Genomic DNA, 20152 nt, shown 5'->3' on the forward strand with positions numbered 1-20152 from the left:
TGCCGCCACCGCGGCAGTCATTCCGATTCATCGCCGGCGGCCCGGCACAAAGCGATCCTGCCCGGTGCAATCCTCCGCGATTTCCTGCCGTGGCTGCCGGCCTGGGCCGGCCGCCCGCTCAGCCGAACGGCCGCACGCCGATCAGCCAGCCGTGCAGGAACCCCGCGAATACGGCCCACACGGCGAGCCCGGCGACGATCGCCACCGCGTCGCCCGACAGTTTGCCGGCCGGATAGCGGACGCCGTCGCGGCGATCGCGCGTACGCGACACGACGAAATCGACGAGCGACCACACGAAGAACGCGCCGAACAGCACGACCGCGTGCACCGTGCCGTTCATGAGCAGGTGCGCAACCGCCCAGACCATCACGCCGGCCAGCATCGGATGCCCGACGAGCGTCTTGATGCGGTTCGCTGGCACGTAGGATGCGGCGATCAGCACGAACGCGATCGCGGTCAGCATGCCGGTGAGGTGGCGTACGCCGACGGGCGACACCCACAGCAGCGCCGCACCCTCGCGCGCGATTCCGTAACCCCGGACGATCAGCACGAAGCCGACGATCGACGCGATCGCATAGCCGACCTTCCAGCCTTTCTCGCCGATTCGCGCGATCATCGCGGAGCGCCAGCCGTCGGCGACGATCCGGATCGAGTGCACACCGAGGAAGATCGCTAAACCGAGAATCAGGACGAGCATCGGCTGTCTCCGTCTGGAATGATGAGTGGGGAAGCGTCGCGCGCGGCGTACGATGCGCGTTCGCGGAGCCGGCGGCGAGGCCGGCGCGGGCCGCGCCAGGCACGAGCGCGATCCGCGCCGATCATAAACGCCGGGGCCGCCGTTGTGAAGCATGCAGAAATCGCGAAGCCGTTGCTTCACGCAATCGACACTAGGATTTCTTACGTGTCGGTGACGATTTCGAAGCCGTTTTGGGTGCCGTTTCGGGCGACGGCCTTGCAGGCCGTTTCGATGCCGGCGTCGATTTCTGGCCTGTCGTCGGTTTCGACGTGGGTTTTGACGCCGCCTTCGATGCCGGTTTCGGCGCCGTCTTCGATGCCGGTTTCGGCGCTGTCGTCGACGCCGTTCCGGATGCCGTCTTCGGCGCCGCCCTCGCCTTGCGCTTCGGCGGCCCCGCCAGCAGCGCCGCGCGATACGCGCCGCGACACCAGTCGAACAGCGCGCCCGCATCCTCGAGCACGTCCGCCGGCGTCTCGTAGTAGCCCTCGAGCGCGACGGTACGCGTGCGCCCCGAATACGAGAACGGCCCCATCCCCGCCGCGACGAACGCCGGACGGTTCACGTCGTCGACACGCAGGAACATCGACCCGCGCGCCAGGAAACCGAACATCACGCCGTCGAGCCGCAACGCGGCGCCGCTGAAGAATCGCGTGACTTCGATATGGCCGAGGCTCGCGATCTGGTACGCGATCTCCTCGCCGTGCGCCTTGTCCGCCTGCCAGCTCATCGGCCGCCCTTGCCGGTCAGGCAGCGCCGATACAGCGCTGCGTCCACGCATCGAGCGCCGCGTCGTCGAAGCCGACGGCCGCCGCGCTGTCGCGAATCTGCCGCCACGTCGCGCGGTCGACCGGAATGCCGCCGGCGCCGCGCGCGGCGCGGCTCGCTTCCTCCGGCTCGCCGGGCACCTGCACCGGCGCGTCGCCGGCCTGCGGCGACGCCTTCGCCCATGCGACGAACGCATCGGCTTCGCGCTCGGCATCGGCCGCGTCGAACGCTGTCGGATCGATCAGCACCGACAGCATCCCGTTGACGATCGCGCTCGTCTTCTGCAGCGTGTCGCCGTACGTCGTATGCCCGCCGACCAGCGCGCCGCCGAAAATCTCGCACATCGCCGCGAGTGCATAGCCCTTGTGCAGCCCGAACGGCAGCAGCGCGCCGAACGGCTGCTCGTGCATCACGGCCGGATCGTCGGTCGGCTGGCCGCGATGGTCGATCAGCGACCCGGCCGGCACGCGCTTGCCCTGGTTGTACGCGACGCGCGTCTTGCCGTATGCGATCGCGCTCGTCGCGAAATCGAGCAGCAGCGGCGGCCGGCCCGCACGCGGATACGCGGCGCAGAACGGGTTCGTGCCGAAGCGCGGATCGGTGCCGTGCAGCGGCGCGACCAGCAGGTCGCCCGGCACGTTGACGAAATGGAACGACACGAGCCCCGAGCGCGCGCACTGCTCGGCCCAGTGCCCGATGCGGCCGAGATGATGCACGTCGCGCAGCCCGACCGCGCAGATGCCCATGCGCCGCGCGCGCTCGATCCCCTCGACCATCGCCTCGAACGCGATCACCTGGCCGAAGCCGCGCCCGCCGTCGATCGTCAGCACCGCGCCGCCGTCGCGGACGATCGACGCGTGCCCGTTCAACTGCAACTGCCCTTCCCGCCATGACGCGACATAGTTCGGAATCATCCCGATCCCGTGCGAATCGTGGCCCGCGAGATTCGCGCCGACCAGGTGATCGGCGACGAGCCGCGCCTCGCGCTCGCTGCTGCCGGCCCGTTCCCAGAGTGCCGCGACGAATGCATGCAGCGGTTCGGCGCGCATGCGCAGCGGTTCGGTGTCGGGCGTCGGCAGTGCGGTCATCGGCAGGGTTCCGTCAGGTCGGATCGGGTCGGGCAATCGGGACGTCGAACGGTCGCGGCGATCAGCGCGCGGTCGCGATCACGTCGGCAACCGCCGCAGTCAGCTTCTTCGCGTACGGCACATGCAGGAACTCGTTCGGGCCGTGCGCGTTCGACTTCGGCCCGAGCACGCCGCACACCATGAATTGCGCGGACGGGAAGCCTTCCTGCAGCACGTTCATCAGCGGGATCGTGCCGCCGAGGCCCATGTACGCGCAGTCCGCGCCGAAGTGGCGGCGCGACGCGGCGTCGAGCGACGACGCGAGCCACGGTGCGAGATCCGGCGCGGCCCAGCCCGTCGCGGCGCCTGCGTCCGGCTTGAACGTGACCTTCGCGTTGTACGGCGGATCGAGTTCGAGCAGTTCCTTCAGCTGCTGCACGGCCTGCGCGGCGTCGACGAGCGGCGGCAGGCGCAGCGACAGCTTGAACGCCGTGCGCGGACGCAGCACGTTGCCCGCATCGGCGAGCGCCGGCATGCCGGCCGCGCCCGTCACCGACAGCGACGGACGCCACGTCGAGTTCAGCAGCGCCTCGCGCGGATCGGTCGTGGTCGGCAGCACCGGCTTGCCGTCCGCGCCGCATGCCCACGGCAGCCCCTTCCACACCGCGTCGCCGAGGATAGCGGCGGCCGCGTCGGCTTCGCGCACGCGACTCGACGGAATCTCGCAATGGAACACGCCCGGCAGCAGGTTGCCGTTCTTTGCGTCTTCGAGACGCTCGAACAACTGGCGCATCACGCGGAAGCTCGACGGCGCGATGCCGCCGTAGACGCCCGAGTGGATGCCTTCTTCCAGCACCTCGACCTGCAGGTCGCCGGACACGAGGCCGCGCAGCGACGTGGTGAGCCACATCTGGTCGTAGTTGCCGGCGCCCGAATCGAGACACACGACAAGCGACACCTGGCCGAGCCGGTCGCGCAGCGCGTCGACGTACGGCAGCAGGTCGTAGCTGCCCGATTCCTCGCAGGTCTCGATCAGGCCGACGCAGCGCGGCCGTTCGATGCCCTGCTCGTCGAGCGCGCCGAGCGCCGCGAGGCTCGCGTAGATCGCATAACCGTCGTCCGCGCCGCCGCGGCCGTACAGCTTGCCGTTCTCGAATTTCGGCGTCCACGGGCCGAGGTCCGCGCGCCAGCCGTCGAATTCGGGCTGCTTGTCGAGGTGGCCGTACAGCAGGATCGTGTCGGTGCTGCCCGAACGCGTTGCCGGCGATTCGAAGAAGATCACCGGCGTGCGGCCCGGCAAGCGCACGATCTCGAGCTTCAGGCCCTTCACCGGCTGGCGTTCGGCCCACTGCGCGGCATCGGTGACGACGCGCTCGAGGTAACCGCGCTTCTCCCAGTCGGGGTCGAACGCTGGGCTCTTCGCGGGAATCGCGATGTAGTCGGTCAGTGCGTGGAGGATTTCATCGTTCCACTTGCGCTCGATGAAGGTAACGAGCTTGTCATGGTCGAGGACGGGGGTAGTGTCGACGGAGGTCATGGTGGGGGGCCTGGATCGGGCTGACGAAAAACCAGATCATACGCCGTTGATGCGCCGTCGGCGCCCCCTTCCGCGTGCGTTCAGACCGCCTGCGGGAACGCGTCGCACAGCCCTGCCGCGCAGGCCAGCGCGTCGGACCACAGGCGCCGCGTCAGTTCGCCCGCATCCTCGTCGCGCGCGAGTGCCGCGGCCTCGCCGGACCACAGTAGCGAGAAATCGTCGCGGCCCCGCCGCTCGAACGCGCCGCGCAGCGGATCGACCGCCGCGGTCGCGAGCGGGAACGCAGGTGCGAGCGCGCTCATCGGCCCCTGCTCGCGCATGAAACGCGTCAGCAGCCCACGCGCGGGGCGGCCCGTATACAGATTGGTCACGCGCGTGCCGTCGTCGCGCGCAGCACGTACCGCCGCGCGATGTTGCGCCGAACGGCCGGCCTGCGGCGTCAGCAGATAGCCGGTACCGATCTGCACCGCACGCGCGCCGAGCGCGAACGCAGCCGCGATGCCGCGCCCGTCGGCGATCGCGCCGGCCGCGATCACCGGTGCGCGCACCGCATCGACGATCTGCGGCAGCAACGCGAACAGGCCCGGTTGCGCGTGAATGTCGTCGGTCAGGAACATCCCGCGATGGCCGCCGGCCTCCGCGCCCTGCGCGACGATCGCGTCGACGCCGCGCGCATCGAGCCAGCGCGCTTCCTCGACGGTCGTTGCGGACGAAACGACCCGCGCGCCGGTGCGTCGCACGCGATCGAGCAGCGTGTCGTGCGGCAGCCCGAAATGGAAGCTCACGACGGCCGGCTGCAGCTCCTCGACGACCGCGCACATCGCATCGTCGAACGGCGCGCGACCGGCGCCGCCCTTCACGTCGGCCGGATCGAGCCCGGCTTCCGCGTAGTAGCCGGCGAGCGCCGCGCGCCAGCGCGCGTCGACCTCGGCGTCGGGCGCCGGCGGCGTGTGGCAGAAGAAGTTCACGTTGAACGGCGCGGGCGTGCGCACGCGGATCGCCGCGATCTCGTCGCGCAGTTGCTGCGGGCCGAGCGCCGCGCACGCGAGCGAACCGAGCCCGCCGGCTTCGCACACCGCGATCGCGAGCGAGCTCAGCGAACCGACCATCGGCGCCTGGATCAGCGGCAAACGGGAAGGCAGCATCGTCATCGGAATCCTTGTTCGGAATGAATGGTCATCGCAAGAGCCGGCGGCCTTTCAGGCGGCCGGTTGTCCCGGCAGCTGGCCGACCCACGCGGCAAGCTGCGCTTCGCCTTCTTCGTCGAGCTTGCCGTTGAGCGCGCCGTACCACGGCGCAATCGCATCGGCCGGCTGCGTGGCCTTCAGGATCTCCAGGCTCTTCTCGAGGAACGACGGAAAGAACGGAATGCCGCGCATGTAAAGGAACGTCGAATCGGTGATGCGCACCTGACCGTACACGTCGCGCATCCACGCGATATGCGGCAGCGCGTCGTGAAGATGGCCGCCTTGCATCAGTGCGGAAATGAAGTTCACGCGCGCGGCGACGTCCGACTGCTCGCGCGTTTCATGATTGATCTCGGCGGCCTTCTGCATCCACGCTTCGCCGCGCTTTACCTCACCGCACATCACCGACGTCGTCGCGAGCTGCACCGCGTTGTGCGCGCTCGGCTCCCGTTCGAACAACGCGAGCCAGTACGGGAATGCTTCGGCATACCGATCCATCGCCGAATAGGCGAGCGCGCAAAGCCGCGCCGCATCGGCGAGACGCTCGGCGTACGGCGCGGCGCCCGCGATCGCGGCCTCGTGCCGGCCCGCCTGGTAGGCCGCCAGCGCGGGCGCAAGTTCGGGCGCGATGTCGGGGCCGTTTTGCTCGTTCTGCTCACCCTGCTCGCCAGTCGAAGGCGCCTGAGATGCCGACGACGCTTCGTCGTGCGATTTCTTTCCGAACAGCTTTCCGAGCAAGCCCATGATGTTTTTTCCTTTTGTTGTCGTGCCCGAACGGCCCCGTTCGGCGCCCGTTATTATCTTCCGCCGCGATCCATCCCGCGCCGGTACGCGGCCGGGCTCGTCGCCGCGACGCGCCGGAAATGCCGGCGCAGCGACTCCTCCGAACCGAACCCCGCTCGCGCCGCGACCTGCGCAAGCGACAGCGCGGGTTGCGCTTCGAGGATATCCTTCGCGACGTTCACGCGTTCGCGGATCAGCCACGCGAGCGGCGACATCCCCGTCGCGTCCGCGAACTGGCGCTGCAGCGTGCGCGTGCTCATCGCGGCCTGCGCAGCGAGCGACGCGAGCGTGTGCGGCTCGGCCGCGTGCGCGCGCATCCAGTCGATCAGCTTCGCGAGCCGGTCGCTGCCGCCCGGCGCGACCGGGCGCGGCACGAACTGCGCCTGGCCGCCGTCGCGATGCGGCGGCAGCACGAGGCGTTGCGCGACACGGTTCGCGATCGCGCCGCCGTGATCGCGGCGCACGAGATGCAGCAGCATGTCGAGCCCCGCCGCCGACCCGGCCGACGTGACGATCTGCCCTTCGTCGACGTAAAGCGCATCGGGATTCACGCGCAGCGCCGGATAACGTGCCTGCAAGCGCTCTGCGTAACGCCAGTGCGTCGTCACGGTGAGCCCGTCGAGCACGCCGGCCGCCGCCAGCACGAACACGCCCGAACAGATCGAACAGAGCCGCGCGCCGCGCCGATGCGCGGCCCGCAGTTTCTTCAGCAGCGGCTCGGGCGGCAGTTCGTCCGGGTCGCGCCAGCCGGGAATCACGATGGTGTCCGCACGATCGAGCGTCGCGAGCCGGTACGGCGCGGCGACCGTGATGCCGCCCGCCGCGCGCACGGGCCCCGGCTCGCTCGCGCATACCGCGAAGCGATACCAGTCGACCCCGAGTTCGGGGCGTTCGAGTGCGAACAGTTCGACCACGCAGCCGAATTCGAACGTGCAGAGGCGATCGTAGGCGAGCGCGACGACGAGATGATTGTGCATGGCGCGATGTTACCGGAACTTGTCGATCGCGCCACTGCCGCGAAGCGCGCCGAACCGCGATACTGCCCTCCATGCCGGCGCATTCCGCGCCCGTTCATCCAGGAGAGCCTGCCCATGTCCTTCGTCACCGACGTGCCCGCCGCCGACAGCCCGGCCGCCCTCGCGCATTTCGCCGCATCGCTGCGATTCGAGACCGATTGCTGGGACGTGCATGACGCGCTCGCATCCGGCGCGCCCGATTTCGTGCTGCTCGACGTGCGCGGCCCCGACCAGTTCGCCGCCGGCCACGTGCCCGGCGCGCGCAACCTGCCGCGCCGCAAGATCGTCGCGGGCAAGCTCGCCGGCTATCCGGCCGACACGCTGTTCGTCGTCTACTGCGCGGGCCCGCACTGCAACGGCGCCGCGCGCGCGGCGATCGAACTCGCGCGCCTCGGCCGCCCCGTCAAGCTGATGATCGGCGGCGTGACGGGCTGGCTCGACGAAGGTTTCGCGCTGAGCAACGAACTGCAGCCGGCAGGCGCCGAGGCCCGCTGATCGTCATTAAAAACGCAACAATCAATTGCCGGCACACGAACGGAAAAAGCGCGACAATCAGCCCCATTGCAGTTCGGACGGAGCAGCACCATGAACGATGCAGTCCTGATTCAAGTGGCCGGTTCAGTCGTCGCGATCGCGCTCTATTTCGTGCCGGCCGTCATTGCCGACCGGCGCGGCCGGCACGACAAGCTGACGATCGCGATGTTCAACGCGCTGTTCGGGTGGACCGGCATCGGCTGGCTGATGACGCTGTACTGGGCTTGCCAGCCGAATCCGCGCACCGATGTCGCGCAGACGATCCTTGCAAAGCGCCGCAGCATCAGCATGCGGACCTTCTCGACCGGTCTCGTCGAACGCGTGCAGCGCCGCGTCGCCGCCCAGGAGCAATGGGCGGAGAAGCAAGGCTGCCGTTAAGTCCCTCTTTTCCCTTCACCGTGCCGCATCGAACGTCGGCATTCTGACGTTGGTCGACGCGCGGTAACTCCACGTCAGCCTGCCACGCGGCGGCCAGCCGCCCGCGCGCAACCACGCCGCAAACGCCCCCGCCGTCACCGCCCGTGCGATCCGCTCGCCCGGACACCCATGCGGCCCCGTGCCGAAGCCGAAATTCGTCCCCGCGGCGCGGCCGGGCATCAGCCGGTGCGGGTCGCGATGCACGGCCGGGTCGCGGTTCGCCGCGGCGAGCACGACCAGGATCGCGTCGCCGGCTTCGACGGTCACGCCTTCGATCGTCGTGCGCGACGCGACGAAGCGGCGCGTGTTCTGCACCGGCGCATCGAAGCGCCCGACTTCCGCAACGAACGCGTCGAGCGCGGCGGCGTCCGGCGCAACGTGCGCGGTTTCCGCTTCCCCGTTCCAAGCCACCAGCGAGTTGCCGAGCCACGCGGCCGTCGCCTCGCAGGTCTGCGACAGCAACCCGACGAGATTCGCGACCAGCGCACCGCTCGCGTGCCAGCCCGACGCACGGGCCGCCTGCTGCACCGCGGCGACGAGCGTGCCGTCGTGCGCGCGCGTCTGCGCGACGCGCTCGGTCATCCGGTCGAGCAGTTGCCGCGCGCCGCCGCTCGCGCGGGCCAGCGCAGACGCGTCCGACAGCGGCGACAGCGCGGCGACGAAGTCGACGACCTGCGCCGCGATGTCGTCGAGTTGCGTCTCGTCGAAGCCGAGCAGATCGGCAACCGCACAGACGGGCACCGTCATGCACCACGCATTCAGCGCGTCGGCATCGTCCGGCGCAGGCAACCGCCGCGCCGCAAGCTGCGCCGCGCGATCGCGCAGCTTGGCCGTGTCGATCGGCGCGAGCGCCGTGCGCAGCGCCTGCTTCGGCACGTCGTGCCGCAACGCGCCGTCGTTCATCCGCACCAGCTCGCCGAACAGCGCGCCGGCCGTCGTGCCGCGCAACGCGGGCGGCACGGGCGCATCCAGCGGGCGCACGCGGCAGGCGAGATGGCCGAGCACGGCCGTCACGGCCGCCGCGCGGCTCGCGACCCACAGGCCGAGCGTGGCGTCGAACGCGAGCGGCGGCCCGTCGACGAGCGCCGCATAGTAGGGATAGGGATCGCGGTGCGTAACCGCGGCAATGGGATCGATCGGGTTCGAGTTCATGCGAACAGTATCGGCGCAGTGCGCTGCCGCATGTTTCGGGCTCACGTGAAATGTCGTCGCACGGGCGCTGCGTATTGCACGTATTGCACGCACTGCAGCATCGCGACGACAGGCTGGCGTCAGGCAGCCGACCGGTAGCGGTGCGACTGCATCCGCATCCGGACGCGCCCGGCCGAAATCGCGCGCGGCTCCGGCACCACCGTGTCGTGATGGAACATTTCCTGCCGGAACTCGCCGCTTTCGTCGAACCACTGGCAGATCAGCCAGTCGGCGTCGTCGAACACGACCGGCCCGGCATAGGTGACGGTCATGCGCGGCCCGCCTGTTTTCAGCGTCACGACATCGCCGACGCGAAACCTTACGCGCAGATTTTCTCGGATCGTCATCGCTCTCTCGGTTTTTATATATTGAATATATTGATATTCCCGGCGGCCCGCACAACCGGTCATTTGAATATGACGCAGATTATCAATCAAAAAAATAACCGGCAACTCCCGCACGCGAAATATCGTCGATCGGGAAAATGCAACAATGTGCGGCACCGGTGCGCGGGGCGGGTAGCCGACCACCAGAGCCGGCGCGGCCTGCGCGCCAGTTCCGGTCGAGCCGGCGGAATGCGGAGAATAAACGACGATTTTCGCGTCGTCATCGACGTTTAAACCGGATGCGAAACCGGTTGATTATTGTCAATCAATATTTCGACTGGAAACGATCCCACGTTTTATTTGTTGTCATTCTCCGAACGAAACCGGCGAATTATCGGGCGCCGCAAACCAGCGATTGATATCGCGCCCCGGCACGGCCGCCTGCGTGAACGTGAACGTGCCGTCGCGCGCCATCTCCGTCGCGGCGCGCAGGAACGCACCGAGCGCGGCCCGCGCCAGCGCGCCGCCGACGCTGACGCGCTTCACGCCGAGCGCCGCCAGCTCGTCGACGCTCAACAACCCGCCCTGCAGCCCCATCACGACGTTGACGGGCGCGGCGACCGCCTGCGTCACCGCCGCGATCTCTGCGGCGTCCGTAATGCCCGGCGCGTAGAGCACGTCGGCGCCCGCGTCGCGATAAGCAACGAGCCGCGCGATCGTATCGGCGAGGTCGCGGCGGCCGTGCAGGTAGTTTTCGCAACGCGCGGTCAGCGTGAACGGAAACGGCAGCGCACGCGCCGCGTCGACCGCCGCCGCAATGCGCTCGACCGCCGCGTCGTGCGCGTAGATCGGCGCATCGGCGCGGCCCGTCGCGTCCTCGATCGAGCCGCCGACGGCGCCGGCCTCGGCCGCCAGCCGGATCGTTTCGGCCACGGTCTCGGGCGCGTCGCCGAAACCGTTCTCGAGATCGGCACTCACCGGCAGGCCGCCCGCGGCAACGAGATCGGCGATGTGATCGAGCATGGCGTCGCGGTCGATCGCGTTGTCGGGCTGCCCTTTCGAAAACGCGTAGCCGGCACTCGTGGTGGCGAGCGCCTCGAAACCGGCCATCGCGAGCAGGCGGGCGGTGCCGGCGTCCCACGGGTTCGGGATGATGAATGCGCCGGGGCGCGTGTGCAGCGTGCGGAAAACTTCGGCCTGGCGGGCTTGAAGGTCGGAACGGTTCATCGCGGACTCCCGGAAAGTGTTGACGGGTGAGCTTACGCCGGTCGTGCGCGCGACGTTTCAGCGATGGCCGAAATGTCGCCGCGCGACAGGAAAAAATCGGCGGCGCGCCGGCGGCAGGCAGCGAGCAGGCAGGCACCGCTGCCGGACCGCCTTCGTTCACGTCGATCCGGGCTGCCCGCCGTCGATGCCGAGCAACGCGTCGGCGACGGCTTCGGAGAATGGTATCGCGCGACCGTCGCTCAGCCCGCAAGCTTCTTCGTCAGGAAAATCCGCGTGTGCCCGACCGGATAATCCGGCAGCTCGCCGAAGCGGACGTAGCCGCGTTTCTCGTAGAAAGGCCGCGCCTGGAAGTCGAACGTGTCGAGCCATGCGCTGTGGCATCCGCGCGCGACGGCCTCCGCTTCGGCCAGATCCATGATGCGCGTGCCGGCGCCCTGGCCACGCGCTTCCTCGGGCACCACGAGCAGGTCGACATGCAGCCAGCCGAACGCCGTGCCGCCCCACAGGCCGCCGACCACCGCGCCTTCGGCGTCGGTCACGATCACGGCCAGCGGGCGAAAGTCGGCCGGGCCGGCGTGGCGTTCGTTGAATCGGACGAGCGGCGCGACGATCTGCTTGCGCACGTTCGCGTCGCCCGCGTCGGTCACCTCGTATGTGAACGTCATCGGTTGCGTCGGGTTGAAGCGTGAATGACGGACGGCCGAAGCCGCGCGTGCCGCGTCAAACGACGTAAGCGCCCTTCGCATGCAGCTCCGCCTCGGTGCGCTCGAGCGCCGCGATCGCATCGCTGCCTTCGAGCGCGAGCAACTGCGCGACCAGCGCCTCGGCCATCGCGTGCGCGGCCACCAGCGACGGAAAGAACGACGGGCTGTCGTGCGTGAAGATCAGTTGCGCGTCCGCGTGCAGCGCGATCGGCGACACCGCGCTGTCGGTGATCGCGACGATCCGGCTGCCCTGCGCCTTCGCCGCCTGCGCGACGCGCGTCGCTTCCGCCGAATACGGCGCAAAGCTGACGACGACGGTCACGCTCTGCTTCGCGATCGTCCGCAGTTCCATTTCGAGCGAACCGGCGACGCCGTTGAGCAGCGATACGGTCGGACGGAACAGCCGGTAGCCGTACACGAAACCGAATGCAACCGGATAACACGAGCGGAACCCCGCGACATGCACGTGCGACGCCTTGCGGATCAGCCTGGCCGCGTCGGCGAGCGCGTGCTCGTTCTGCGCGGCGGTGGCCGACAGGTTGTGCTGCTGCGCGGCGAGCAGGTCGTGCGCGAGCGACGCCTTCGCATCGGGCCGCACGAGCGAGCGCGCACGCTGCGTCAGCGGCTCGGGGCGCGTGCGCACCCGCGCGACGCACAGGTCGCGCAGCTCGTTCCAGCCGGGGAAACCGAATTGCTGCGCGAGCCGCACGAGCGACGCAGGCTGCACCTGCGCGCGCTGTGCGACCTTGCGCATCGACGAAGTGGCGACTTCGTCGGGATGATCGAGCAGGAATGCGGCGCCCGCCTGGAATTGCGGGCTCAGCTCGGAAAATTGCGCCCGGATCCGGGACGCGAGTTCGTCGAAATTGGCGGCCATCTTGGTGGGAACGGGAACCGGTCGTCCATGTTATCACCGGCCCCGCACGCACCGGTCAGTGCAGCACTTCTACATGGTCGGCGTCGACCTTCACCTTGCCCGACCATTTGCGCTCGAATTCGCCGGTCAGCTTCACTTCGCTCTTGTCGCTGACGGGCTGGCCGGCCGCCCACAGCTTGTTGTCGATCTCGACGCGGATCGTGCCGGTCGCGTCGGCGAACTCGTAGTCCTCGCCGCCGGCATGCTTGACGATGCGCCCCTGCAACTGCACGTGCTGATCGTCCTTGCCGTTCGCGAGCAGCTCCTTCACGGTCGTCGTGGTCAGCGTCGACGGCCCGGTATATTCCGCGTAGACGGCGGCAGGCAGCACGGCGAGCGCGACAGCCAGGATTCTGGTCAGGTGTTTCATGATCTCGTTCCTCCTTGTTTAGATGGTGCGCCGCGCTCTCGTTGAACGCGACGGCCCGAGATTACGGAGCGTAAGATTAAGAACACCTGAAGCCCGTCCGAAGCGGCACGCTGGCGCATCGGTCCGGTGCGCCAACGCACAGAGGCGTCCGTGTTTAAGCTCCCGCTAAGGCACGCCCGCTTATCATTAGGGACTGTTTACATATGGAACGTGCATGCGTTGCCACGAGAACGGCCGCTCGCGAGGCGCGCGACGCTGCGAATACTGACGTATTCGCAAGAAGCGCAACGCGGCGAGCGGCCGTTCTCGTGGCAACCCCAAATTAAAAAATTCATGTCACGGGAATGCCCGAAATCGCCCGTATGGCGGCGTCGTTCGTCGCTTGTTTGGCTCGGCCAAACGGCGCTTCTCGCTCCTTGCACTACGAGCGATTTCGGGCATTCGCATGTACGTTCCATATGTAAACAGACCCTAAAACCCCGGGCGCCCGGCGCCCTGCTGAAGGGACACGAATCCATGCGCGTACTGCTCGTCGAGGACGATCCGCTGATCGGCAGCGGGCTCGAACAGGGCCTCAAACAGGAAGGCTTCGCGGTCGACTGGGTGAAGGACGGCGACGCCGCGTCGCTCGCGCTGCGCTCGACCGGCTACGGCCTGCTGCTGCTCGATCTCGGGCTGCCGAACCGCGACGGCCTGTCGGTGCTCGCCGCGCTGCGCCGCCGCGACGAAACCCTGCCCGCGATCATCATCACCGCACGCGACGGCGTGCCGGACCGCATCGCGGGCCTCGACAGCGGCGCGGACGACTATCTCGTGAAGCCGTTCGAGCTCGACGAACTGCTCGCCCGCATTCGCGCGGTCAACCGCCGCCATGCGGGACGCGCGCAGACGACGCTCGCGATCGGCCCGCTGCGGCTCGATCCCGTCAAGCACCTCGTCTGGCTCGACGACGACGAAGTGCCGCTGTCGCCGAAGGAGTTCGTGCTGCTGCACGAGCTGATGCGCGAACCGGGCGCGGTGATTTCGCGCGAGCAGTTCGAGGAGCGGCTGTATAGCTGGGGCGAGGAAATCGAAAGCAATGCGGTGCAGGTACACATCCACAACCTGCGCAAGAAGCTCGGCCACGACATGATTCGCACGGTGCGCGGCGTCGGCTACCGGATCGGTGACGGCACATGACGGGCATGCAACGCGCGATCGCGCGCTGGCGCAACGCGTCGCTGCGGCGGCGCCTGCTGATGTGGCTGCTGCCGGCCGCGTGCGTGATCGGCCTGGTCGCGAGCGCGGGCACCTACTGGGGCGCGCTGCGCGAACTCGACGACCTGCTCGACGACCAGATGCGCAGCATGTCGAAGCAGATCGTCGTCGGCCCGAACGGCGAGCTGTCGTTCAGCAACGGCGCGAACGGCAAGCACGGCTTCGAGGCGAGCGATCCCGATGCCGTGCTGCTGCAGGTCTGGCGCAACGGCACGCTCGTGTATTCGACCGACCGCGATTCGACGCTGCCGCCGCCCGCGCAGAAGGGCATCGCGAGCATCGACGTCGGCGGCCAGCCGTGGCGCACTTACGTGACCGAGCGAGGCGGCACGACGATCCGGCTCGCGCAGGCGCGGCATGCACGGTGGGAAGCGATTGCAGGCATCGCCGTACACCTGCTGTGGCCGGTCTTCTCGATGCTGCCGGTGCTGGCGATCGGTCTGTGGTTCGGCATCGGCGCGGGGCTGCGGCCGCTGCGCACGATCGCGTCCGGCCTGAAGCGCAGGAATGCGAACAACCTCGAACCGGTCGACGTCGCGTCGATGCCGAACGAAGTCCGGCCGCTCGCCGAAGCGATCAACGACCTGCTCGCGCGACTCGACCGCTCGTTCACGCTGCAGCGGCACTTCATCGCCGATGCCGCGCACGAGTTGCGCACGCCGATCATGGGGCTGTCGATCCAGTCGAATTTGCTGCGGCGCGCAGCGACCGCCGAAGAGCGCGAGCGCATCCTTGCGCAAATCCATGCGGGCACGACGCGCCTCGGCCACCTCGCCGAACAGTTGCTGACGCTCGCGCGTCTCGAACCCGATGCGCAAGCGGCCGCGGCCGCGTCTGCGCCTATCGATCTCGCCGCACTGTGCCGGTCGGTGGTCGCGGACCGCGCGCGCGTCGCCGATGCGCACCGGATCGATCTCGGCGCGATCGTCGCAGCGCCCGTGATGGCCGCGGGCAATCTCAACACGCTGCGCGTGCTGCTGAACAATCTCGTCGACAACGCGATCCGCTATGCGGGCGACGGCGCGCGTGTCGACGTGTCCGCGCGCATCGACGGCACGACGCCCGTGCTCGAAGTCGCCGACGACGGCCCCGGAATCCCGGAGTCCGAGCGCACCGACGTGTGGGAGCGCTTCTATCGCGGCGAGGGTGCGCAGGCGGTCACGTCGTCGGGCAGCGGGCTCGGGCTGTCGATCGTCAAGCGGATCGCAGAACAGCATCGCGCGACGGTCGCGCTCAGTACCACGCGCGGCGGGCGCGGGCTCACCGTCACGGTGCGCTTTCCTGCACCAGTCTGATGCGCGCGTGACAGGCAGCTTGTCCACAGATTATGTTGGCAAGCTTGTGGACAACCTTCCATTAACGGCACCAAGCCCTTGATCGGCAAGGGTTTGTCACGCGTGCGCGGCAAATGCGCCATGCGGTCGCCGGCAACGGCACCGCGATCGTTTTCCAGATCGTTCTCGCCGATTCTCTCCAGGTTCTTTTTTGTCGGCCGGCAATCCGCCGCTGCCGATGCCATCGGTGCCGGAACACGTCACAAGTCTGTCTGCCCGGCATGGTTCGGCGACGCACGCACACATTTGACAACTGGTTGTCGTTTACGTAAAGTAGTTGTCAATTCATCACGTTTATCGAATATGACGAAATCCGCGAAGTTGACCGCCGTCGCGCTGTCCGTATTCCGGTTGAACGGCCTGCTGATCGAATGGGGCAACGCCTTTGCCGGGCCGCACGGCTTGACCAGTGCGCGCTGGCAAGTGCTGGGCGCCATCTCGATGGCGCCCGAAGCCCCGAACATCCCGCAGATCGCCGACGCGATGGGCATCACGCGGCAGGCCGTGCTGAAACAGATCAACGTGCTCGTCGACGAAGGGCTGGTCCGGTCGCTGCCGAATCCGGCGCACAAGCGATCGCCGCTGTATGCGCTGACACCGCGCGGCGACGCGGCCTATCAGGCGGTGGTCGGGCAATGGCAACAGCACGTTCGCGACATCGCCGGCGACTTCAGTTCGGCCGACCTGGATGCGGCGATTCGCGTTCTTTCGGCAATGTCCAGCGCGCATGGCCAGGATGGCCACGCGTGATCACGCGGTCGACCCACTACCCACAGGAGTTCCCATGCCCCAGTTCAAACCGATGGATCCGAACTTTCCGATCCAGCAGCAGCTCGGCATCGCCGCGGAGCCAGTCGTCCTCGTCAACGTGTTCACGCTGGATCCAGCGGACGAAGCGGACTTTCTGGCCGTGTGGAAGGACGACGCCGAATTCATGAAACGGCAGCCGGGATTCATCTCGACCCAGCTTCATCGCGCGCTCGGCGACAGTCCGACTTACTTGAACTATGCGATCTGGGAATCGACCGACGCGTTTCGCGCGGCGTTCACGCATCCCGAGTTCGTCGCCAAGCTCTCGGCCTATCCGTCGTCCGCGGTCGCCAGCCCGCACCTGTTCCAGAAAGTCGGCGTGGCCGGTATTTGCACGGCGTGAGCGCCCGCGCGATTCGAGGCAACACGTGGCATCGGCCGGTGTCGTGCCCGCCGATCGCGAACGCGCAGTTCTCCACAGAAAATGTTGGCAAGCTTGTGGATATCCTGCGCACCGCAGCGCTAAACCCTTGATCCGATGGACTTTGGCACGCGTGATGCAGACGAGGCTCGTGCGACGACCTTCTCGCGCGCCGCTTCGCCGCACTTCGCATCACGACGCCACGACGGCGCACAACACGATCGCAGCCTGCGTGCCGCGCCACTTACCCACAGATTTTGTTGGCAAGCTTGTGGATATCCTGCGCAAGCATGCGCTAACCCGTTGATCGGCCTCAGATTCATGCGCCGCGTCACCGTTTCGGCAACATGCGGCTCGAGCATGCGCGAATACGGACGATCCGGCGCCACGGCGGCGCGCCACCCGCGCCTTGACGCTCGCGCCCGCCACGCGTCACTATCACGCGAGCCGTACGCAGCCGCGCATCGCCGGGCTCGCGCGTCGGCGCAACGGGTCGGCCGTTCCGCCGGCACCACACTACGACACATCACTCCGAGGAAGGCCATGGAACACTTCACCGCGTGGCAGTTGCTCGTCTCGCTCGTGCTTGTCGCCGTCGTCGTCTATCCGTATGTCCGCATCGTCCGGCGCACCGGGCATTCGGGCTGGTGGATCCTGACGATGTTCGTGCCGGTCCTGAACTTCATCATGTTGTGGGTGTTCGCGTTCGCGCGCTGGCCCACCGTCGACGATCGGCAAGGCTGACTGCCGGGGCGACGGACGAACAGGCTTGTCCACAGATTGTGTTGGCAAGCATGTGGATAGCCTGCGCATACCGCAGCCAAGCGCTTGATCCGTAAGACTTTGTCCGCGCCGCTTCGAATGCGGCACGAGGCCGGCAAATCGCCGGCCACGCATCGTTGCTCGGCGTGACGGGCCGCCTGCCGCGCGTGCTGACCGGCTTGGCCGGCTTGTCCACAGATTGTGTTGGCAAGCATGTGGATAGCCTGCGCATACCGCAGCCAAGCACTTGATCCGAAAGACTTTGTCCGCGCCGCTTCAAACACGGCACGGCGGCGTGCTTCACGACGAACGCGGCCGCTCGCGGGCTTGTCCACAATTTTTGTTGGCAAGCATGTGGATATCCTGAGCATGCGTGCCCTAAGTCGTTGATCGCACAACGTTTGGTCGCGCGGGTCACGACTGCGGCACGGCGTGCATGCGCATCCCGTCGCGCACGCCGCGCCGCCCTGCTCAACCGAGCGCCGCAACCACGACGCGCGCGACGTCGGCGATCACATCGTCCTTCGCCCGCGCATCGGCATGCGCCTGCGTGTAGTACACGACCAGCACGATCGGCGCACGCGACGGCGCCCACACGACGCCCGCGTCGTTCGTCGTCCCGTAGTCGCCGGTGCCCGTCTTGTCGCCGACCGTCCACCCGGCCGGCACGCCCGCGCGGATCCGCTTGTCGCCGACCTTGTTGCCGCGCAGCCAGGTCACGAGCTGCGCACGCTGCGCGGCCGGCAACGCATCGCCGAGCGTCAGCACGCGCATGCTCGCGGCCATCGCGGCGGGCGTCGTCGTGTCGCGCAAGTCGCCCGGCAGTGCGGTATTCAGTTCGGTCTCCCATCGATCTAGCCGGAACGTGTCGTCGCCGATCGAGCGCGCGTACGCAGTCACCGCCGACGGGCCGCCGATCAGCTTCATCAGCAGGTTCGCGGCCGCGTTGTCGCTGTACTGGATCGTGGCCTCGCACAGTGCGGCGACCGTCATGCCCGCGTCGACATGCTTCTCCGTCACCGGCGAATAGTTGACGAGATCGGCCTTTCCGTACGTCACGCGCTGTTGCAGCAATCCCGGACGCGCGACGCTCTGCGCAAGCACCGCCGCACTCAGCATCGCCTTGAACGTGCTGCAGAACGGGAAGCGCTCGCCGGCGCGATGCTCGACGCGCCGGCCGCTCGCGGTGTCGATCGCACACACGCCGAGACGGCCGCCCGCGTCGCGTTCGAGTTGGGCAAGCGTCGCCGCGGCCGCCGCGTTCGGCAGCGCAGCCTCGTCCGGCGCGACGGCCTGCGACGATGCGCACGCGGTGACGGTCAGGACGAGTGGCGCCGTCGCGGCGGCCAGCAACAGGGTTCGACGTTTCGATGAATGGGTCATGTCGGTTGTCTCATGATGGAATGGACGCGAAATGGTGTTGAAGACGGCCGGCCGCCGAGACAGCACTATCGGGACTTTACGGTTGCCTGACAAGCAACGATAATTGAGCGCTGACAAAAGAAAATCTTATGACGAAGCTCCGCCCCCATCTTCCGCTCAATGCGCTGCGCGCGTTCGAATCGTCCGCGCGCCACCTGAACTTCACGCGCGCCGGCCTCGAGCTGAGCGTGACCCAGGCAGCCGTCAGCCAGCAGGTTCGCTCGCTCGAGGAACGGCTGGGCTGCACGCTGTTCACGCGGCTGCCGCGCGGTCTCGGGCTCACCGACGAGGGGCGCGCACTGCTGCCCGTGCTGAGCGATGCATTCAGCCGCATCGAGACGGTGCTCAAGCAGTTCGACGGCGGGCGTTTCCACGAGGTGCTGACGCTCGGCGTCGTCGGCACCTTTGCCATAGGCTGGCTAATGCCGCGGCTGAAGCAGTTCGGCGATACGCACCCGTTCGTCGAGCTGCGGCTGCGGACCAACAACAACGTCGTCGACCTCGCCGCCGAAGGTCTCGACTTCGCGATCCGCTTTGGCGAAGGCAACTGGCCGGCGACGCGCAACGAGCGCCTGCTCGATGCGCCGCTCACCGCACTGTGCGCGCCGGACATCGCGCGGCGCCTCGCGCAGCCGGCCGATCTCGCCAATGAAACGCTGCTGCGCTCGTACCGCACCGACGAATGGCTCGGCTGGTTCGACGCCGCGCAACTCGAACCGTGGACGGTCAACGGGCCCGTGTTCGATTCGTCGCGGCTGATGGTCGAGGCCGCGATGCAGGGCGCGGGCGTCGCGCTTGCGCCCGCCTGCATGTTCGCGCGCGAACTGCAGATCGGCCTGCTCGCGCGGCCGCTCGACATCGACGTGCGCGCGGGCGGCTACTGGCTCACGTCGCTGAAGTCGAAACCGCTCACGCCCGCGATGACGCTCTTTCGCGACTGGATCGCGGCCGAGGCGGCCGACACGGCGCCGGCCGCGTAACGCGCTGCGCTTGTCCACAGAAAGTGTTGGCAAGGATGTGGATATCCTGGGTACCCGGGACCTAAGCCCTTGATCGCGCACGAATTACCGTGGCGATGCACACATCGGGCAGCCCGTGCGCACGGGCCTCTCACGCCGATCGCATTCAGGCCGGATCCTCAACCAATGCGACGCAATCGATTGCAAGTTGTCCACAGATTTTGTTGGCAAGCCTGTGGATATCCATCAGATCAGGCGCGTAACATCTTGATACACAAGGGGATTCGATACGAGGACCTTGACCGGTCAATGGTGCGGCAGCGCAACGGCATTCGAACCGCGCACCGGGCACGCACCGCGCACCCGGCCCGACGCCGGCCGGTTCTCCACAGATTGTGTTGGCAAGCTTGTGGATATCCTGCGTATCGGCCGCCTAACTCATTGAGCGCACGGGGTTTTGTGCTTCGTCTG

General features: G+C 67.8%; 22 protein-coding genes. 8 read left to right on the forward strand and 14 right to left on the reverse strand.

Features of this window, described 5'->3' with window-relative positions; all coding sequences use genetic code 11:
* Positions 1–118 precede the first annotated feature (118 nt).
* The 7 genes from LXM88_RS26115 to ftrA form a co-directional block, all read right to left on the reverse strand.
* Positions 119–697, reverse strand: a complete 579-nt coding sequence (locus LXM88_RS26115; protein ID WP_262545525.1) for an NnrU family protein — start codon at positions 695–697, stop codon at positions 119–121.
* Positions 698–887: 190 nt separating this feature from the next.
* Positions 888–1463, reverse strand: a complete 576-nt coding sequence (locus LXM88_RS26120) for a TfoX/Sxy family protein (RefSeq protein WP_262545527.1) — start codon at positions 1461–1463, stop codon at positions 888–890.
* 16 nt (positions 1464–1479) lie between these two features.
* On the reverse strand, positions 1480–2589 hold the full coding sequence (locus LXM88_RS26125) for a malate/lactate/ureidoglycolate dehydrogenase (protein WP_262545529.1): 1110 nt from the start codon (positions 2587–2589) through the stop codon (positions 1480–1482).
* A gap of 61 nt (positions 2590–2650) precedes the next feature.
* Positions 2651–4105, reverse strand: coding sequence for a M20 family metallopeptidase (locus tag LXM88_RS26130; RefSeq protein WP_262545530.1), 1455 nt, complete (start codon positions 4103–4105; stop codon positions 2651–2653).
* An 80-nt stretch (positions 4106–4185) separates the two neighbouring features.
* On the reverse strand, positions 4186–5256 hold the full coding sequence (locus tag LXM88_RS26135) for an NAD(P)H-dependent flavin oxidoreductase (protein WP_262545531.1): 1071 nt from the start codon (positions 5254–5256) through the stop codon (positions 4186–4188).
* Positions 5257–5304: 48 nt separating this feature from the next.
* On the reverse strand, positions 5305–6036 hold the full coding sequence (locus tag LXM88_RS26140; RefSeq protein ID WP_262545533.1) for a hypothetical protein: 732 nt from the start codon (positions 6034–6036) through the stop codon (positions 5305–5307).
* 53 nt (positions 6037–6089) lie between these two features.
* Entirely contained in the window at positions 6090–7052 is a 963-nt protein-coding gene (gene ftrA, locus LXM88_RS26145) for a transcriptional regulator FtrA (protein WP_262545534.1), read from the reverse strand.
* A 114-nt stretch (positions 7053–7166) separates the two neighbouring features.
* Between ftrA and LXM88_RS26150 the strand changes: the two genes are divergently transcribed.
* Positions 7167–7586, forward strand: a complete 420-nt coding sequence (locus LXM88_RS26150; RefSeq protein WP_262545535.1) for a rhodanese-like domain-containing protein — start codon at positions 7167–7169, stop codon at positions 7584–7586.
* Positions 7587–7676: 90 nt separating this feature from the next.
* Complete coding sequence (locus tag LXM88_RS26155; RefSeq protein WP_047902652.1) at positions 7677–8003, forward strand: superinfection immunity protein; 327 nt, start codon at positions 7677–7679, stop codon at positions 8001–8003.
* Between the two features lie 15 nt (positions 8004–8018).
* Here LXM88_RS26155 and LXM88_RS26160 read toward each other — a convergent pair whose 3' ends face one another.
* The 6 genes from LXM88_RS26160 to LXM88_RS26185 all read right to left on the reverse strand — a co-directional run bounded on the left by LXM88_RS26160 (position 8019) and on the right by LXM88_RS26185 (position 12776).
* Positions 8019–9194, reverse strand: a complete 1176-nt coding sequence (locus tag LXM88_RS26160) for a cytochrome P450 (RefSeq protein WP_262545538.1) — start codon at positions 9192–9194, stop codon at positions 8019–8021.
* A gap of 119 nt (positions 9195–9313) precedes the next feature.
* Positions 9314–9580 carry a YodC family protein gene (locus LXM88_RS26165; protein WP_262546927.1) on the reverse strand — a complete coding sequence of 89 codons (267 nt, stop codon included), beginning with the start codon at positions 9578–9580 and terminating at the stop codon, positions 9314–9316.
* Between the two features lie 345 nt (positions 9581–9925).
* On the reverse strand, positions 9926–10786 hold the full coding sequence (locus LXM88_RS26170) for an isocitrate lyase/PEP mutase family protein (RefSeq protein ID WP_262545539.1): 861 nt from the start codon (positions 10784–10786) through the stop codon (positions 9926–9928).
* A gap of 239 nt (positions 10787–11025) precedes the next feature.
* Positions 11026–11451 carry a GNAT family N-acetyltransferase gene (locus LXM88_RS26175; RefSeq protein ID WP_262545541.1) on the reverse strand — a complete coding sequence of 142 codons (426 nt, stop codon included), beginning with the start codon at positions 11449–11451 and terminating at the stop codon, positions 11026–11028.
* A 55-nt stretch (positions 11452–11506) separates the two neighbouring features.
* Positions 11507–12367, reverse strand: coding sequence for a MurR/RpiR family transcriptional regulator (locus tag LXM88_RS26180; protein WP_047902647.1), 861 nt, complete (start codon positions 12365–12367; stop codon positions 11507–11509).
* 55 nt (positions 12368–12422) lie between these two features.
* Positions 12423–12776 (reverse strand): YgiW/YdeI family stress tolerance OB fold protein, encoded by a 354-nt coding sequence (locus LXM88_RS26185; protein ID WP_096473745.1) that lies wholly within the window; start codon positions 12774–12776, stop codon positions 12423–12425.
* Between the two features lie 516 nt (positions 12777–13292).
* Here LXM88_RS26185 and LXM88_RS26190 point away from each other — a divergent pair.
* The 5 genes from LXM88_RS26190 to LXM88_RS26210 all read left to right on the forward strand — a co-directional run bounded on the left by LXM88_RS26190 (position 13293) and on the right by LXM88_RS26210 (position 17282).
* Positions 13293–13955, forward strand: a complete 663-nt coding sequence (locus tag LXM88_RS26190; protein WP_059239568.1) for a response regulator — start codon at positions 13293–13295, stop codon at positions 13953–13955.
* Positions 13952–15328 carry an ATP-binding protein gene (locus LXM88_RS26195; protein ID WP_262545546.1) on the forward strand — a complete coding sequence of 459 codons (1377 nt, stop codon included), beginning with the start codon at positions 13952–13954 and terminating at the stop codon, positions 15326–15328. Before LXM88_RS26190 ends, LXM88_RS26195 begins: the two co-directional genes overlap by 4 nt.
* 342 nt (positions 15329–15670) lie before the next feature.
* The gene (locus LXM88_RS37120; protein ID WP_318654715.1) at positions 15671–16117 is read left to right on the forward strand and encodes a MarR family winged helix-turn-helix transcriptional regulator; all 447 of its coding nucleotides are present in this window, start codon (positions 15671–15673) and stop codon (positions 16115–16117) included.
* Positions 16118–16151: 34 nt separating this feature from the next.
* A complete protein-coding gene (locus tag LXM88_RS26205; RefSeq protein WP_262545548.1) occupies positions 16152–16520 on the forward strand; it encodes an antibiotic biosynthesis monooxygenase family protein in 369 nt (122 codons plus the stop codon).
* 561 nt (positions 16521–17081) lie between these two features.
* Positions 17082–17282, forward strand: coding sequence for a membrane protein (locus LXM88_RS26210; RefSeq protein ID WP_047902641.1), 201 nt, complete (start codon positions 17082–17084; stop codon positions 17280–17282).
* A 489-nt stretch (positions 17283–17771) separates the two neighbouring features.
* On the opposite strand, the gene blaPEN-bcc is transcribed toward LXM88_RS26210, so the two are convergent.
* Entirely contained in the window at positions 17772–18683 is a 912-nt protein-coding gene (gene blaPEN-bcc / locus LXM88_RS26215; RefSeq protein WP_262545550.1) for a PEN family class A beta-lactamase, Bcc-type, read from the reverse strand.
* Positions 18684–18811: 128 nt separating this feature from the next.
* Between blaPEN-bcc and penR the strand changes: the two genes are divergently transcribed.
* A complete protein-coding gene (gene penR / locus LXM88_RS26220) occupies positions 18812–19702 on the forward strand; it encodes a beta-lactamase transcriptional regulator PenR (protein ID WP_262545551.1) in 891 nt (296 codons plus the stop codon).
* The last annotated feature ends 450 nt before the right edge of the window (positions 19703–20152 follow it).

Source organism: Burkholderia sp. S-53 (assembly GCF_025560745.1).
Classification (GTDB): Bacteria; Pseudomonadota; Gammaproteobacteria; order Burkholderiales; family Burkholderiaceae; genus Burkholderia; species Burkholderia pyrrocinia.